Genomic DNA, 15,240 nt, shown 5'->3' with positions numbered 1-15,240 from the left:
CCCCGGGTTCGTACCGACGGATGACGAGGTCAGGAGGGTGTTCTTCCTAGCCTTGGTGCGGGCCGCACGACCGTGGGGGTGGGGTTATCCCCAGGTCGAATACGGCGCTGAGCACCATCGCGAGCCCGCTCCCGGGCGAGCAGTCTTGTGTACGCGGCAAGGACCGCGCCGAACACACCTACCGAGGAGAAGTACCGTGACGACGGCTGTATCGATTCCCAGGACCGGGGGCAGCGGAGGACATACGGCCGTTGCCGCGCGAGCACGCCAGGTGGTCAAGGCGTACGGCTCGGGCGAGACGCGGGTGGTGGCCCTCGACCACGTGGACGTGGACATCGCCCGGGGCCAGTTCACCGCGATCATGGGCCCGTCCGGCTCCGGCAAGTCGACGCTGATGCACTGCCTCGCCGGCCTGGACACCGTGACCTCGGGTCACATCTACGTCAACGAGACCGAGATCACCGGGCTCAAGGACAAGAAGCTCACCCAACTGCGCCGGGACCGGATCGGGTTCATCTTCCAGGCGTTCAACCTGCTGCCCACGCTGAACGCCATAGAGAACATCACGCTGCCGATGGACATCGCGGGCCGCAAGCCCGACCGCGCCTGGCTGGACCGCGTGGTGGAGACGGTGGGCCTGGCCGGGCGGCTCAAGCACCGGCCCAACCAGCTCTCCGGCGGCCAGCAGCAGCGCGTCGCCGTGGCCCGCGCTCTGGCCGCCCGGCCGGAGATCATCTTCGGCGACGAGCCGACCGGCAACCTCGACTCGCGGGCCGGCGCCGAGGTCCTGGGCTTCCTGCGCAGGTCCGTTGACGAACTGGGCCAGACCATCGTGATGGTCACCCACGACCCGGTGGCCGCCTCGTACGCGAACCGCGTGCTGTACCTGGCCGACGGCCGGATCGTCGACGAGATGTACCAGCCGACCGCCGAGTTGGTCCTTGAGCGCATGAAGCACTTCGACGCGCGGGGGCGTGTGTCGTGACCGTGTTCAAGACCTCGCTGCGCAACTTCTTCGCGCACAAGGGACGCATGGCGCTCTCCGCCGTCGCCGTCCTGCTGTCGGTGGCGTTCGTGTGCGGCACGCTCGTCTTCACCGACACCATGAACTCCACCTTCGACAAGATCTTCTCGGCCACGGCCCCCGACGTCAGCGTCAGCCCCAAGGACGCCGCGAGCGGCGACGACGTGCAGCGCTCCCGCAAGGTGCCGACCATTCCCGCGTCGAAGGTCGCGGAGCTGGAGAAGGTCAAGGGCGTCAAGTCCGCCGTCGGCGACACGGTCTCCACCTCCATCACGGCCGTGGACTCCAAGAACAAGAAGATCGGCCTGGCCGAGGGCGCCCCGTCGGTCGCCACCAACTGGGACAGCGCCGAACTCTCCTCCGTCGAGATCACCTCGGGCCACGAGCCGCGCGGCCCGACCGAGATCATGGTGGACGCCGACACCGCCGACAAGAAGAACCTGGAGATCGGCGACAAGGTGCGCATCATCGCCGTGCCCGGCGACGCCACCTTCACCATCACCGGCATCGCCACCTTCCAGGTGACCAACCCCGGCTCGTCCATCTTCTACCTGGACGACGAGACCGCCCAGCGCCGGCTGCTCGGCGCCACCGGCAAGTACACCTCCATCGCGCTGACCGCCGCGCCCGGCGTGAGCAACGACGAACTCAAGCAGAGCGTCCTCGCCTCGCTCGGCCCGGACCACGACCTCAAGGTCAAGACCAAGGCCGAGACGAAGGAGGAGAACAAGGACGAGCTGGGCTCCTTCCTGGACGTCATGAAGTACGCGATGCTCGGCTTCGCTGGAATCGCCGTCCTGGTCGGCATCTTCCTGATCGTCAACACCTTCTCGATGCTGGTCGCCCAGCGCACCCGCGAGATCGGCCTGATGCGGGCCATCGGCTCCAGCCGGCGCCAGATCAACCGCTCGGTGCTGTTCGAGGCGCTGCTGCTCGGCATCGTCGGCTCCATCCTCGGCGTGGCCGGCGGCATCGGCCTCGCGATCGGCCTGATGAAGCTCATGGGCACCATGGGCATGAACCTGGACACCTCGGAACTGACGGTCAAGACGGCCACGCCCGTCGTCGGCCTGGTCATAGGCGTCCTGACCACCGTCGTCGCCGCGTACATACCGGCCCGGCGGGCAGGCAAGATCTCCCCGATGGCCGCGCTGCGGGATGCCGGAACGCCGGCCGACAGCCGCGCGGGCCGTGTACGGGCCGTGCTCGGCCTCCTGCTGACCGGCGCCGGCGCCGCGGGCCTGGCCATGGCCGCCAACGCGGACAAGGCGGCCGACGGCTCGATGTTCCTGGGCCTCGGCGTGCTGCTGACCCTGATCGGCTTCATCGTGATTGGCCCGCTGCTGGCCGGCGTGGTGGTCCGGGTGCTGAGCGCCGTCCTGCTGCGGATGTTCGGCTCGGTCGGCCGGATGGCCGAGCGCAACGCACTGCGCAACCCGCGCCGCACCGGCGCCACGGGCGCCGCCCTGATGATCGGCCTCGCGCTGGTCGCCTGCCTGTCGGTGGTCGGCTCGTCGATGGTCGCCTCGGCCAGCGACGAACTGGACAAGTCGGTTGGCGCGGACTTCATCATCGAGCCCGACAACGGCGTGATCAAGCCGCAGGTGGAGCAGGCGGTCAAGCGGGCCAAGCACCTGGAGCACGTCAGCGACTACAAGATCCTTGAGAACGCCACCATCACCACGCCGGACGGCAAGAAGGTCAAGGACGACCTGGACGCGGCCAGCCCAAGCTATGCCAAGGACCTGCGCTCCCCGGTGATCGAGGGCAAGCTGGTCGACGCGTTCGGCAAGAACGCCATCGGCGTCCCGGAGGGCTTCGCCAAGGACCACAAGGTCGCCCTGGGCGACGTGCTCAGCGTGGACTTCAAGGAGGGCGGCACGGCCAGGCTGACGGTCCGCGTCATCACCTCGGAGGACACGGCGTTCAACAAGGGCGCGATCTACCTCGGCGTCAACACGGCCAAGGAGTACATCAAGCCCGACCAGATGCCGCAGAACCTGATGATGTTCGCCGCCGCCAAGGAGGGCCAGGACCGCGAGGCGTACAAGTCGCTCAAGGCCGAGCTGACGACCTACCCGGACGTGACGGTGCGCGACCAGGCCGACTACAAGAAGCTCCTGGAGGACCAGATCGGGCAGATGCTCAACCTGGTCTACGGACTCCTCGGACTCGCGATCATCGTCGCCATCCTGGGCGTCGTGAACACCCTGGCCCTGTCGGTCGTCGAACGCACCCGCGAGATAGGTCTGATGCGCGCCATCGGCCTCTCCCGCCGCCAGATGCGCCGCATGATCCGCCTGGAGTCGGTCGTCATCGCCCTCTTCGGCGCCCTGCTCGGCCTCGGCCTGGGCATGGCCTGGGGAGTGACGGCCCAGAAGCTGCTGGCACTTGAGGGCCTGAAGACCCTGGAGATCCCGTGGCCCACGATCGGCGCGGTCTTCGTCGGGGCGGCGGTGGTCGGCCTCCTCGCGGCCCTGGTCCCCGCCTTCCGCGCCGGCCGGATGAACGTCCTGAACGCCATCGCGACGGACTAGGCGCACTGAGCGCACCTGAGCAGGCCGTCGCCCCGCCACATGGGGGCGGCGCGCCGCCCAGGTCAGAGCAGGCCGTCCGGCCCGGCGGGAGCCCCCCGGCTCCCGTCGGCCGGACGGCCGACGGACGGCGGGTGCCATGGGGATGGTCCGTCGCCACGGCGGCCGGCCCGGGACTCCTCCCGGTCCGGCCGCCGCAACGTCGTCCCCGCCCCGGCCCGCACGCCCTCGGGGGAGCGCGCGGACCGGGGCGCGGACGCGTCGGCCACGGCCGCGGTCATGGCCGAGGCCCGATCGTGCGGGTGGCGCAGCGAAGGAACCGGGCGGGCGCGGGACGCCGGAGCCCCCGCTGTCTGTGCGTTCGCCCGCTCAGCCAGCTCCACGCCGCTGAGCCAGCTCCCCCCGGCCGCCCCACCAGCCCGCCGCCCGATCCACCCACCAGCCCGCCGACCGGCCCACCCGCCGCGCGCGCCGCTCGCCTTCGAGCGCCCTCCACGTCCTACCGTTCCCCCATGGCTGACAGGAGCGTGACGGACACGGACACGGACACGGACGCGGACACGGGAACAGCGGGCGCGGGCGGGGCTGGCGCGACCTCCGTGGCGGTGCTCGGCACCGGGATCATGGGCGGGCCGATGGCCCGTAACCTCGCCGGGGCGGGAGGGTTCGACGTACGGGTGTGGAACCGCACCCGGGCCAAGGCCGAGCCGCTGGCGGAGGTGGGGGCGCGGGTCGCGGACACGCCGGCCGACGCGGTGGACGGGGCGGACGTGGTGCTCACGATGGTGCACGACGGGCCCGCCGCCCTCGACGCGCTGCGCGAGGCCGCGCCCGCGCTGCGCGCCGGGACGCTGTGGCTCCAGTCGAGCACGGTGGGGGTGGGCGCGATCGGCCCGCTGGCGGAGTTCGCCGCGCGGTACGGGCTCGGCTTCGTGGACGCCCCCGTACTGGGCACCAAACTCCCGGCCGAACAGGGCACGTTGACCATCTTCGCGGCGGGCCCGGCCGCCGTGCGCGACCGGGCCGAACGTGTCTTCTCGGCGATCGGTGAGCGCACCCTGTGGGTCGGCGAGGACGGTGGCACGGGCGCGGCCAGCGCGCTCAAGCTCGTCGTCAACAACTGGGTGCTCACCCTCGTCACCGGCGCCGGCGAGTCGCTGGCCCTGGCCAAGGGCCTCGGCGTGGACCCGCGCGCCTTCCTGGACGCCGTCGCCGGCGGCCCGCTGGACTCCGGCTACCTGCGGACGAAGTCCGAACTCATCCTGGCCGGCGACTACCCGCCGAGCTTCACCGTCTCCGCCGCCCGCAAGGACGCGGCCCTCATCGCGGAGGCCGCCGAACGCTCCGGCGTACGCCTGGACCTGGCCGCCGCCGCGGCGGAGCGGCTGCGCCGCGCGGAGCGGCGGGGGCACGGGGGCGAGGACTGGGCGGCGGCGTACTTCGCGAGTTTCGGCGGGACGGACGACGGCGGGGCGTGAGGGGCGAGCACCGCCGACCGGGGAGGGCAGTTGGGCGGGGCTCAGGCCGAGGCGGGCGTGTCCGGCCCGCTCGACATTGCGGTCGTTGGGCGTGGAGCCGGGCTCAGCCCGTTCGCCCGATACGAATGATCACGACCGTCACAGCGGTTTCGTTGATCTCGTACATCGCCCGGTAGCGGCCGATGTGGATGCGGCGTAGATCCGGTGAGCCGTACTCCGCCGCGCCCGCTGGACGCGGTTCGTGGGTGAGGAGGTCGATCGCGTTGAACAGGTGCCGCAATCCTTCCGGGTCGTCTTTCAGGAAGCGGGCCGCCGCGTTGATCGCGGGCTCGTCCCAGATGATCTCGTACGTCACCCACGCTCCAGGCCAAGGCGTGCGCGAACGTCGTCGTGGGGGGTGGTGAACGCGGTGCCAGCCGCCTGGCGCTGCCGGTACTGAGCGAGGGCGAGTGCGTCTTCCAACTCCGCCAGTTCCGTGGGGTTTATGAGAACGGCGGCTGGTTGGCCGTGGTCGGTGATGACGATGCGCTCGCGGGCGTGTGCGGTGCGCCGGACCAGGGAGCCGAGGCGGGCGCGGGCCTCGGTGAGGGGCAGCGTGTCACTCATGTACAGAAGTGTACGCTTCCAGCGAGTAGTGTGCAGAGGGCTCCCGCGTGGCGCTGTCACACCCCCGGCGTACCCTGAAGACATCCCGGCCGCCGGCCCCCGGAAACGTCCGTGGGCCCCCGGTCTTGGCTCCGCCAAGGCCCGTGTCGGGCCGTTCGCGTTGTCCAGCCCCGGGACGGGAAGCCCTACATGAGCCTGCACGGTCTGCTCGATGCCGTCGTCCATGACCCCGCGCTCGCCGAGGCGGTGCGCGCGGCCACGGACGGTCACCGCACGCACCTCGACCTCGTGGGACCGCCGGCGGCCCGGCCGCTGGCCGTGGCGGCGCTGGCGCGCGGGGCCGGCCGGCCGGTGCTCGCCGTGACCGCCACCGGGCGCGAGGCCGAGGACCTGGCCGCCGCGCTGCGCTCGCTGATGCCCGAGGGGCACGAGCACGGCGTGGTGGAGTACCCGTCGTGGGAGACGCTGCCCCACGAGCGGCTCTCGCCGCGCTCGGACACCGTCGGGCGCCGCCTCGCCGTGCTGCGCCGGCTGACCCACCCGAGCGCCGACGACCCGACCGCGGGCCCGGTCAGCGTGGTCGTCGCGCCGATCCGCGCCGTGCTCCAGCCGCAGGTCAAGGGGCTTGGCGAACTGGAGCCCGTGGCGCTGCGCGGTGGGCAGAGCGCCGACCTGGGCGAGGTGGTGGAGGGCCTGGCGGCAGCCGCGTACGCCCGGGTCGAACTGGTCGAGAAGCGCGGCGAGTTCGCCGTGCGCGGCGGCATCCTGGACGTCTTCCCGCCCACCGAGGAGCACCCGCTGCGGGTGGAGTTCTGGGGGGACGAGGTCGAGGAGATCCGGTACTTCAAGGTCGCCGACCAGCGCTCGCTCGAAGTGGCCGAGCACGGGCTCTGGGCGCCGCCCTGTCGCGAGCTGCTGCTCACCGACGACGTGCGGCGGCGCGCCGCCGAGCTGGCCGAGTCGCACCCGGAGTTGGGCGAACTGCTCGGCAAGATCGCCGAGGGCATCGCCGTCGAGGGCATGGAATCGCTGGCTCCGGTCCTGGTGGACGAGATGGAGCTGCTACTCGACGTGTTGCCGAAGGGCGCGATGAGCGTGGTGTGCGACCCGGAGCGGGTGCGTACCCGGGCGGCCGACCTGGTGGCCACCAGCCAGGAGTTCCTGGCGGCGTCCTGGGCCGCGTCGGCCGGTGGCGGCGAGGCCCCCATCGACCTGGGCGCGGCCTCGCTGTGGGGCATCGCCGACATCCGGGACCGGGCCCGCGAGCTGGGCATGATGTGGTGGTCGATCTCGCCGTTCGCCGCCGGCGACGGCCTCGACGAGGCCGGCGGGGCGACCGACGGCGACACCCTGACCCTGGGCATGCGCGCCCCCGAGCTGTACCGGGGCGACATCGCCCGGGCGCTCGCCGACACCAAGGGCTGGCTCGCCGACGGCTGGCGCGCGGTCTACCTCACCGAGGGCCACGGCCCCGCCTCGCGCACCGTCGAGGTGCTCGGCGGCGAGGGCATCGCGGCCCGCCTCGACCCGGACCTCGCCGAACTCTCGCCCTCGCTGGTGCACGTGTCCTGCGGCGCCGTCGAGCGCGGTTTCATCGACCCGGGCCTCAAGCTCGCGGTGCTCACCGAGACCGACCTGACCGGCCAGAAGGCGGCCGGCAAGGACGGCACCCGGATGCCGGCCAGGCGCCGCAAGACCATCGACCCGCTCACCCTCCAGGCCGGCGACTACATCGTGCACGAGCAGCACGGCGTGGGCCGGTACATCGAGATGGTGCAGCGCACCGTGCAGGGCGCGACCCGTGAGTACCTGCTGGTCGAGTACGCGCCGGCCAAGCGCGGCCAGCCCGGCGACCGGCTGTTCGTGCCGACCGACCAGTTGGAGCAGGTCACCAAGTACGTGGGCGGCGAGGCCCCGACCCTGCACCGGCTCGGCGGCGCCGACTGGACAAAGACCAAGGCGCGGGCCAAGAAGGCGGTCAAGGAGATCGCCGCCGACCTGATCAAGCTCTACTCGGCCCGGATGGCGGCCCCCGGCCACACCTTCGGCCCGGACACCCCCTGGCAGCGCGAGCTGGAGGACGCGTTCCCGTACGCGGAGACGCCCGACCAGCTCACCACCATCGCCGAGGTCAAGGAGGACATGGAGAAGTCGGTCCCGATGGACCGGCTGATCTGCGGCGACGTCGGCTACGGCAAGACGGAGATCGCGGTGCGGGCCGCGTTCAAGGCCGTACAGGACGGCAAGCAGGTCGCCGTCCTGGTGCCCACCACGCTCTTGGTTCAGCAGCACTTCGGCACCTTCAGCGAGCGGTACGGGCAGTTCCCGGTCAACGTGCGCGCCCTGTCCAGGTTCCAGACCGACACCGAGGCCAAGGCCGTCCTGGAGGGGTTGCGGGACGGTTCGGTGGACGTCGTCATCGGCACCCACCGGCTGTTCTCGTCCGAGACCAAGTTCAAGGACCTGGGCCTGGTCATCGTGGACGAGGAGCAGCGGTTCGGCGTCGAGCACAAGGAGCAGCTCAAGAAGTTGCGCGCCAACGTCGACGTGCTGACCATGTCGGCGACCCCCATCCCGCGCACCCTGGAGATGGCCGTCACCGGCATCCGCGAGATGTCCACCATCACCACCCCGCCGGAGGAGCGGCACCCGGTGCTGACCTTCGTCGGCCCGTACGAGGAACGGCAGATCGGCGCGGCCATCCGGCGCGAACTGCTGCGCGAGGGGCAGGTCTTCTACATTCACAACCGCGTCGAGTCCATCGACCGGGCCGCCGCCAAGCTGCGCGAGATCGTGCCCGAGGCGCGGATCGCCACGGCACACGGGCAGATGGGCGAGAGCGCCCTGGAGCAGGTGGTGGTGGACTTCTGGGAGAAGAAGTTCGACGTGCTGGTCTCCACCACGATCGTGGAGTCGGGCATCGACATCTCCAACGCCAACACCCTGATCGTCGAGCGCGGCGACAACTTCGGCCTCTCCCAGCTCCACCAGCTCCGCGGCCGGGTCGGCCGGGGTCGCGAACGCGGGTACGCGTACTTCCTGTACCCGCCGGAGAAGCCGCTGACCGAGACCGCCCACGAACGCCTGGCCACCATCGCCCAGCACACCGAGATGGGCGCGGGCATGTACGTGGCGATGAAGGACCTGGAGATCCGTGGCGCGGGCAACCTGCTCGGCGGCGAGCAGTCCGGACACATCGCGGGCGTCGGCTTCGACCTGTACGTCCGCATGGTCGGCGAGGCCGTCGCGGACTACCGGACCTCGCTGGAGGGCGGCGAGGAGGAGGAGCCGCCGATCGAGGTCAAGATCGAGCTGCCGGTGGACGCGCACGTCCCGCACGACTACGCGCCCGGCGAGCGGCTGCGCCTCCAGGCGTACCGGTCCATCGCCGCGGCCACCAGCGAGGAGGACATCGCCGCCGTCCGCGAGGAGCTGACCGACCGGTACGGGCCGCTGCCCGAACCGGTGGAGAACCTGCTGCTCGTCGCCGGCCTGCGGATGCTCGCCCGGGCCTGCGGCGTCAGCGACATCACGCTCCAGGGCTCGCAGATCCGCTTCGGCCCGGTGGAGCTGCGTGAGTCGCAGGAGCTGCGGCTCAAGCGGCTGCACCCGCGGGCGGTGCTCAAGCCGGGGCCGCGGCAGGTCCTGGTGCCCCGGCCGACGACCGGCAAGATCGGGGGCAAGCCGGTGGTGGGCCGCGAACTGCTCGCCTGGACCGGCGAGTTCCTGACGACCATCCTCGGCTCGTAGCCCTCGTAGCCCTCGTAGCCCTCGTAGCCCCGGTGGCCTCGCGGCCGTCGGGGGTGGGCGAGCCCAGACGCCGGGCCGAGCGTGACCTCGGGTGGCCCGGCGCCTGGGAGCGGTGGGCCGGGCCGAGCGCGTCTCGGCCCGGGGGAGCGGCGCCGGGTTACGCCTCGGCGGCCGATGGTGCGGACAGCACGCGCCGGAAGCTGATCCGGTCGTGCCCCGGGCCGTCGTAGTCGCGGTGAACGGGCACGCCGTCGCTCTCGTAGTCGCCGCCCTCGGGCCGGAAGCCCATCGAGTGGTGGAAGGCGATGGACGGTTTGTTGGCCGGCGAGACGATCGAGCGCACCTCCTGCCGGCCGGCCGCGACCGCCCGGGCGAAGAACCGCTCGTACAACCGCCGGGCCACACCCTGGTGGCGCAGCTCCGGATGGACCCCGACGAAGTGGATGTAGGCCGTGCCGGGCCGGTCGGGCGAGTGGAAGCCGACCAGGAACCCGGCGAGCGCGCCGGCGGCCGCATCCGGGACGGTCTCGCCCGGGCCCGCCGCGTCCGGACTCGCCTCGCCCGGCGCCTCGTTGTCGGGCCGCCGCTTCACGATCAGGCTGGTCGCGGCGAAGTGCTGGAGGAAGAGCCGGGGCAGTAACAGGGACAGCTCGCGGGCCTCCTCCGGAGTGCGGGTCTCGCCCCACCAGGTCTGGATCGCCGCCACGATCGGAGCGTGATCCTCCTCGCGGGCCTGTCGGAAGGTGAGGTCAACCATGCGTTCTCTCCCGTACGTCGGTGCGCTCGCGCCGTTCGGGGCCCGCTCCGGGCCCACCAGGGGAGACGCCCTCCTGACCCGTAGGGGTTACCCGGTCTCCGCGTACGGGTCGGTCTCCGCGTACGGGTCGACGGGCGTCCGCACGCCCGAGCACCAGCCGACGGTGAGCTGGGCGGTGGCCAGCGCCGCCGCGAGCGGGCCGAGGAGGCAGCGCAGCCGCTCCACCGGGGCCCCGGGCCGTACCGCCCAGGCCAGCCCGGTGTCGGTGTCGGTGGTCGCCCCGGGCCCTGGCAGCACGACACGCGCGCCCGCGCCGTGGTACTCCACGCTCCCGGCCGTGAGCAGCGCGCCCAGCCAGGGCGCCGCGCCCCGTGGGACCAGCAGCCGCATCCGGCCCGTGGCCCCGTCAACCAGCGTGGGGAAGTGCAGGGGCCGCACGGTGCGCGCCCGCCCCGCGCCCGCTCCACGCCCGCCGAGCCCGAGCCGCCCCCCGGACCCCGAGGCCCGCCGCCCCGAAGCCCCCGGGCGCGAACTGGCCGGCGAGCCCGAACCGGTCGTACGAGGCCGCCTCGGGCGACGGACACGTACGCGCCGCGTCCAGCGACGGACCGCCGGCGTGTGCCCGCAGCGCGACCCGGCAGGTGCGCCTGCGGTGCGCCCCGGTCCGTGGATGCGCCCCGTCGGCAGCGGCGTCGGATGCCGGGCCCGAGGAGCCAGCGGGATCAGCGAGACCCGTAGGGCCAGCAGGGTCAGACGGGTCCGCGAGGCCGGTCGGGTTCGAGGGGCCGGAGTGATTCGAGAGGTCGGTGAGGTCGGAGAGGCCGGAGAGGTCGGATAACGCGGGTAACGCCGACGAGCCGGAGAAGGCCGTGCCGGCCAGTTGGGCCTGCCAGGCGCCGGCCGGCGCGCCCGTCCGGCGGCGCAGCAGGTCCAGGGCCTCCATGCCGGTCCGTAGCTCGACCGTGACCGCGTCGAAGGTGCGGCCGGTGGCGAGCCGGACGCCGCGCCGCGGGTCCTCGCGCCACAGCGCGCGCACCGCGTCGGGGTCGTCCGCGGCGGCGGCGACCCAGCGAGGGACGCGCGCCGCCGCGCACGGGCGGGCCGTCACCGCTCCGCCTTCGGCGGCGCCAGGTAGGGGAACGACTCGCGCGGCACCCCCGTAGCCGCGCTCGCGTCCAGCCCCATCGTGACGGGCATACCGAGCACCAGCTCGAACATCACCTCCGGCGCCGAGTCGGTCAGCGCGCGCCCGTTGCGCCGCTTCACCCCGAAGTGGGCCTCGGTGCCCACCTCGTAGCGCAGCACGTCCGGCAGCAGCAGGTCGCGCACCCGGGCCGCGTGGGCGGCGGGTTCGGCGACCGCGCCCGCGGCGCCGGCGCCCCGCTCGACTGCGGCCCGCACCTCCGCCCCGTACCGCTCCCGGTCCTCGGCGGGCTGGGTGGCGTTGAAGTCGATGTGCGCGTCGGGGTCTTCGAGGTCGAAGAGGGTGTTGAGCAGCGGCGTCGCGCAGCGGTTGATCTGCCGCCAGCCGCCCGCGTCGGTCGCCAGGACCGTCACTCCCCAGAAGCCGATCTCCTGGGCGCCGCCGAGGTCGGCGTCGGGCACCTCAAGGACGATCGCGTGCACGTCGGTGTCGGCGAAGATGTTGCTGGCCCGCGCGGGGTCGAAGCCGGCCAGGTCGGGGGCGGTGCCCTGGGCGATGCCGGTCTTGACGGCGGTGACCACCGTGCCCTCGATCCAGAACGGGTCGCCGGCCTGCCCGGCCCAGGCCCGCAGCCCGCCGCTCGGGCCCTCGTCGCCGTCGGCGCCCGTGGCGGGCAGCACGAGTTCGGCCGGCTCACCGGTCACGCCGCGCAGCAGCACCGAGCCGTCCGCGTCGCGGTCCCGCGCGGCCTCGCCGTCGAACCGGCGCAGCTCCCAGCGCTGCGTGCCGCGCGTGCTGAAGGGGGCGAAGGTGATGGGGGCGAAGGTGAAGCGGTAGGTGATGTCCTCGACCGCGTCGCCGTCGGTGTCGATCTTGATCTCGTACAGGCTCTCGTCGTCGTGGAAGCCGCCCGTGCCGGAGAGCGGGTTGACGTTGACGACGAAGACGGTGCCGCGTTCACCCCGGAAGACATAGACGTCGCTGATGTCGAGCCGGGGGTCCTGGCGTGCGAGGAGCGAGTCGTGGTGATGACTCATCAGCGATCCTGTTCTGCTTCGAGGGAGGGCGCGTCGGCCAGGCACCGGCGGGCCGCGGTCACGGTCGCAGCGGCTCAATAGGGGGAAACCGCGCGCTGCCTCGTCAGGGAGAGGGAAGAGGGTCAGCATCCGGTCCGGCCCGCCGGGGCCTGGTCTGGACCCTAGGCCGAGGCGCCACGCGCGGGCGAGGAACAGAATGCACAGTCAGGCCGGTTACTGGTTGCCCACCGACTGGTGGTTGAAGGGCGTACGGGTAACTCGGTACGGACCAGCCCGCCGTGAGCCCGACGTCGCCCCGACGGACGGGCGTTGGGTGGGGCGTGGTGGTCTCGGCGCGGGCGGCGCGCGGCGGCCCGGGCGCGGGTGCGCAGGATCCGGGCGCGGGCGCGCGGGCGCGGAGTGTCGGGCCGCGATAGCGGGGAGCGGTACGTGTACGGGCGCGCGGGCTCAGCGCGTCAGGCTCACAGCGTTTTCAGCGCCCGCATGGCCAGCCACAGCTCGTACTTGGCGCTCGGCGCGTGCAGCAGTGAGCGCCCCAACGCCTCCTCCGCCCTGGTCAGCCGCTTGCGGGCGCCGGGCAGCGAGATGCCGAGCGCGCCGGCGGCCTGTGGCAGCCTCGCGTCCGCCCGCAGCCAGGCGCGTACCGTCTCCGTCCCCGACGGCAGGTTCGCCCGCTCCAGCGGCTGGAGCTGGGCACGTGCCCAGACGCCGGCCGCCGGCGTGCCGAGCAGCTCATCCAGCGAGGCCGACGGTCGGTCGGCGGGAGTGGGCAGCGGGCCGCCGCGGAGCTGGAGCGCGAGCCAGGCGGCGGACTGGTCGGCCAGCCGGCCGAGGTCGAGGCCGAGCAACTCGTCGATCAGCCGCACCCGGGCGCCCAGCGTGTTGCGGTGGATCTTCAGGTGGCGGCTGGCGGCGCCGCCGAAGGTCAACCACGAGCCGAGCGTGCCGAGCAACTCCTCGCCGCCGGGGTCGGCCCGCCGTGGCGGCACGTAGTGCAGGCAGGGCGCCAGTAACTCCTGTGCCCAGCGCAGCCCTTCCGGGGTGGCCAGCGGCGTCAGGTCGAAGTCCCGCTGGAAGCTGGCCCGTCCGCTGGGGGCGGTCCGGGCCACGGCCAGCGCGTGGAACGCCTGCTCGTAGCCGATTGGGGTCTCGCGCAGCGGCACCTCACCGCTGACCCCGATCAGGCACTCGGGCACCCGCTCGGCGATGGCCCGGTCGAGCCCGCGCACCCCCACCGTCTCGACGGCCGTGCCGGCGCGCCCGCCGCGGCTCAACGCGGGCGCCTGGTACGGCAGTTCGCCGAAGGTCGCGCGGAAGTCGGTGGCGCAGTTCTCGTCGTCCACCTGCCCGACGGTCGCGTCACCCCTGACAAGGGGAGGGCGCGTGGGGGACGCCACCCCCCGGTCGAGCGCCGCGGCTCCGCCCGCCGGCTCCGGTACGGCCGGGACGAGGGCGATCAGGTGGGTGGGCCGCACGGGGCAGGGCACGATCCACGCCTTGCCGCGCGCGGCATGCGCGATCCGGTCGGCGATCTCGTACCGCCGCTGGCCCGGGCACTCGATCACGTAGACGTAGGCGAGCTGCGGCAGCGGCGGTTGCAGGGCGGCGGCGATGCGGTGGGCGGCCGGGACGCTGCCGACCATCAGCAGGTGCAGCACCGCCTCGCGGCTGTGCGCCTCGGCGGCCTCCACCCGCACCCGGTCGCGGTCGGCCTCCTCAAGCCGCCAGCACAGGCCGAGCGTGCGGGCCGCGTCGGCGAGCAGCACCTGCGGACGCGCGGGTCGCCTGGGCGCGTCGGGCGCGATCAGTACGAGGTACGGGGCCCGCCGGCGCGGGGTGGCCTCCGGCTGCGCACCCCCGGCCCCGGCGGCCAGCGAGATCAGGAAGACCGTGCTGCCGCCGTCGGGCTCGGCGGGGTCGCCTTCCGCATCCGGGACGCTGAGCACCGCCGATGGCGTGCCGCGCCGGTACAGCCCGGCCACGGCGTCCGTCGCGGCGCGCAGCGCGGCGCTGGGCGGCGGCGCTGGGGTGACGGCGGGCGTGCCGTCGGCGTCGATCAGCGTGGCGACGCCACCGGTGCGGTGCGCGAGCCACTCCAGGATCGCCCGGACGGCACCGCGCTTGGTCGCGAGTCGCGACAGGGCCATGACGTCGTCGGCGCGCACGGCGCGGTCGGCCTGCTCGGGCCGGTCACCGCCGGGCCCGTCGGCCCGCGCCGGACGCTCGCTCCGGGGCTCGCCCGCCGCCCGCGGCGCCCCCACCTCAGTGCCCAACGCCGCCCGTCCCATAAGGCAGCAGATTAGTGCGTCAAAGCCGGCCGCGGGCGCGAAGGTTGGACTCCACCAACCCCATGGCGCCCAGCTCACCTCACGGGCCCCAACCGCCCCGTACGCGATGCCGAACGGCACGCGATCCGGCCGCTGCCGCGCGGCCCGTGGGGCCGGCCGGCCGCTCCGTCCGGGTGGCTCGTGGGGGAGAGCGGGCCGTGACGGAGTGCGGAGCCCGGCGGGCTCCCGGGGCCCTGGGGCCCGGCGGGCGGTATGGGGGTTCGCCTTGTGTCGCGACGGCGCGCGGGCGGATGCGCGCGCCCCCGTCGTGCGCGCCCCGTGAGGCGTCACCGGACGGTCGAGTAGGGGCACGGCGTGGCCGGCGACGGGGTGCCGCGATCCGCCGCGAACGATTGCCTGGGGAATTTCAACGGGCGTACGGAAAAACGGAGTTAACCCCTCGGTAACCGTGCGCGACAACGGGATGAATCACCTCGTACGGGGCGAAGTGCGTGGGGTGTGGGCGGTCCGGGCGGCGGTTGGGAGGCCCGGGCGGGGGTGGGCGGGGCGGGATCGGCGGCAGTCGGGAGGAGCGGACCGGGGCGCTCCGTGACCGTATGCCAGTTCGGAGAACCCTGTTCAC

Annotated in this window: 11 protein-coding genes; 4 read left to right on the top strand and 7 right to left on the bottom strand. The window is 73.2% G+C overall.

Annotated features, from left to right (window positions below; all coding sequences use genetic code 11):
- Positions 1-196 precede the first annotated feature (196 nt).
- The 3 genes from OYE22_RS11565 to OYE22_RS11555 all read left to right on the top strand — a co-directional run bounded on the left by OYE22_RS11565 (position 197) and on the right by OYE22_RS11555 (position 5,036).
- On the top strand, positions 197-985 hold the full coding sequence (locus OYE22_RS11565) for an ABC transporter ATP-binding protein (protein ID WP_277320343.1): 789 nt from the start codon (positions 197-199) through the stop codon (positions 983-985).
- Positions 982-3,561, top strand: a complete 2,580-nt coding sequence (locus OYE22_RS11560; RefSeq protein ID WP_277320342.1) for an FtsX-like permease family protein — start codon at positions 982-984, stop codon at positions 3,559-3,561. Before OYE22_RS11565 ends, OYE22_RS11560 begins: the two co-directional genes overlap by 4 nt.
- Before the next feature lie 509 nt (positions 3,562-4,070).
- Positions 4,071-5,036: an NAD(P)-dependent oxidoreductase gene (locus OYE22_RS11555; RefSeq protein WP_277320341.1), complete on the top strand. Its 966-nt coding sequence runs from the start codon at positions 4,071-4,073 to the stop codon at positions 5,034-5,036.
- 103 nt (positions 5,037-5,139) lie between these two features.
- Here OYE22_RS11555 and OYE22_RS11550 read toward each other — a convergent pair whose 3' ends face one another.
- Entirely contained in the window at positions 5,140-5,391 is a 252-nt protein-coding gene (locus OYE22_RS11550; protein WP_277320340.1) for a type II toxin-antitoxin system RelE/ParE family toxin, read from the bottom strand.
- Entirely contained in the window at positions 5,388-5,642 is a 255-nt protein-coding gene (locus OYE22_RS11545; protein WP_277320339.1) for a type II toxin-antitoxin system Phd/YefM family antitoxin, read from the bottom strand. Before OYE22_RS11545 ends, OYE22_RS11550 begins: the two co-directional genes overlap by 4 nt.
- 189 nt (positions 5,643-5,831) lie before the next feature.
- Here OYE22_RS11545 and mfd point away from each other — a divergent pair, with 189 nt between their 5' ends.
- A complete protein-coding gene (mfd, locus tag OYE22_RS11540) occupies positions 5,832-9,392 on the top strand; it encodes a transcription-repair coupling factor (protein ID WP_277320338.1) in 3,561 nt (1,186 codons plus the stop codon).
- A 157-nt stretch (positions 9,393-9,549) separates the two neighbouring features.
- Here mfd and OYE22_RS11535 read toward each other — a convergent pair whose 3' ends face one another.
- The 5 genes from OYE22_RS11535 to OYE22_RS11515 form a co-directional block, all read right to left on the bottom strand.
- Positions 9,550-10,149, bottom strand: a complete 600-nt coding sequence (locus tag OYE22_RS11535) for a GNAT family N-acetyltransferase (protein ID WP_277320337.1) — start codon at positions 10,147-10,149, stop codon at positions 9,550-9,552.
- A gap of 87 nt (positions 10,150-10,236) precedes the next feature.
- Positions 10,237-10,587 carry a hypothetical protein gene (locus OYE22_RS11530; RefSeq protein ID WP_277320336.1) on the bottom strand — a complete coding sequence of 117 codons (351 nt, stop codon included), beginning with the start codon at positions 10,585-10,587 and terminating at the stop codon, positions 10,237-10,239.
- Positions 10,556-11,257 carry a bifunctional DNA primase/polymerase gene (locus OYE22_RS11525; RefSeq protein WP_277320335.1) on the bottom strand — a complete coding sequence of 234 codons (702 nt, stop codon included), beginning with the start codon at positions 11,255-11,257 and terminating at the stop codon, positions 10,556-10,558. Before OYE22_RS11525 ends, OYE22_RS11530 begins: the two co-directional genes overlap by 32 nt.
- A complete protein-coding gene (locus OYE22_RS11520) occupies positions 11,254-12,330 on the bottom strand; it encodes a DUF4331 family protein (protein WP_277320334.1) in 1,077 nt (358 codons plus the stop codon). The genes OYE22_RS11525 and OYE22_RS11520 overlap by 4 nt, the downstream gene beginning before the upstream one ends.
- 461 nt (positions 12,331-12,791) lie before the next feature.
- Entirely contained in the window at positions 12,792-14,603 is a 1,812-nt protein-coding gene (locus OYE22_RS11515) for a helix-turn-helix domain-containing protein (RefSeq protein WP_277320333.1), read from the bottom strand.
- Positions 14,604-15,240 lie beyond the last annotated feature (637 nt).

Origin of the sequence: Streptomyces sp. 71268 (assembly GCF_029392895.1) — a bacterium.
Taxonomy (GTDB): domain Bacteria; phylum Actinomycetota; class Actinomycetes; order Streptomycetales; family Streptomycetaceae; genus Streptomyces.
Note: the sequence above shows the minus strand (reverse complement) of the source record. Positions and strands in the feature narration are given on the sequence as shown.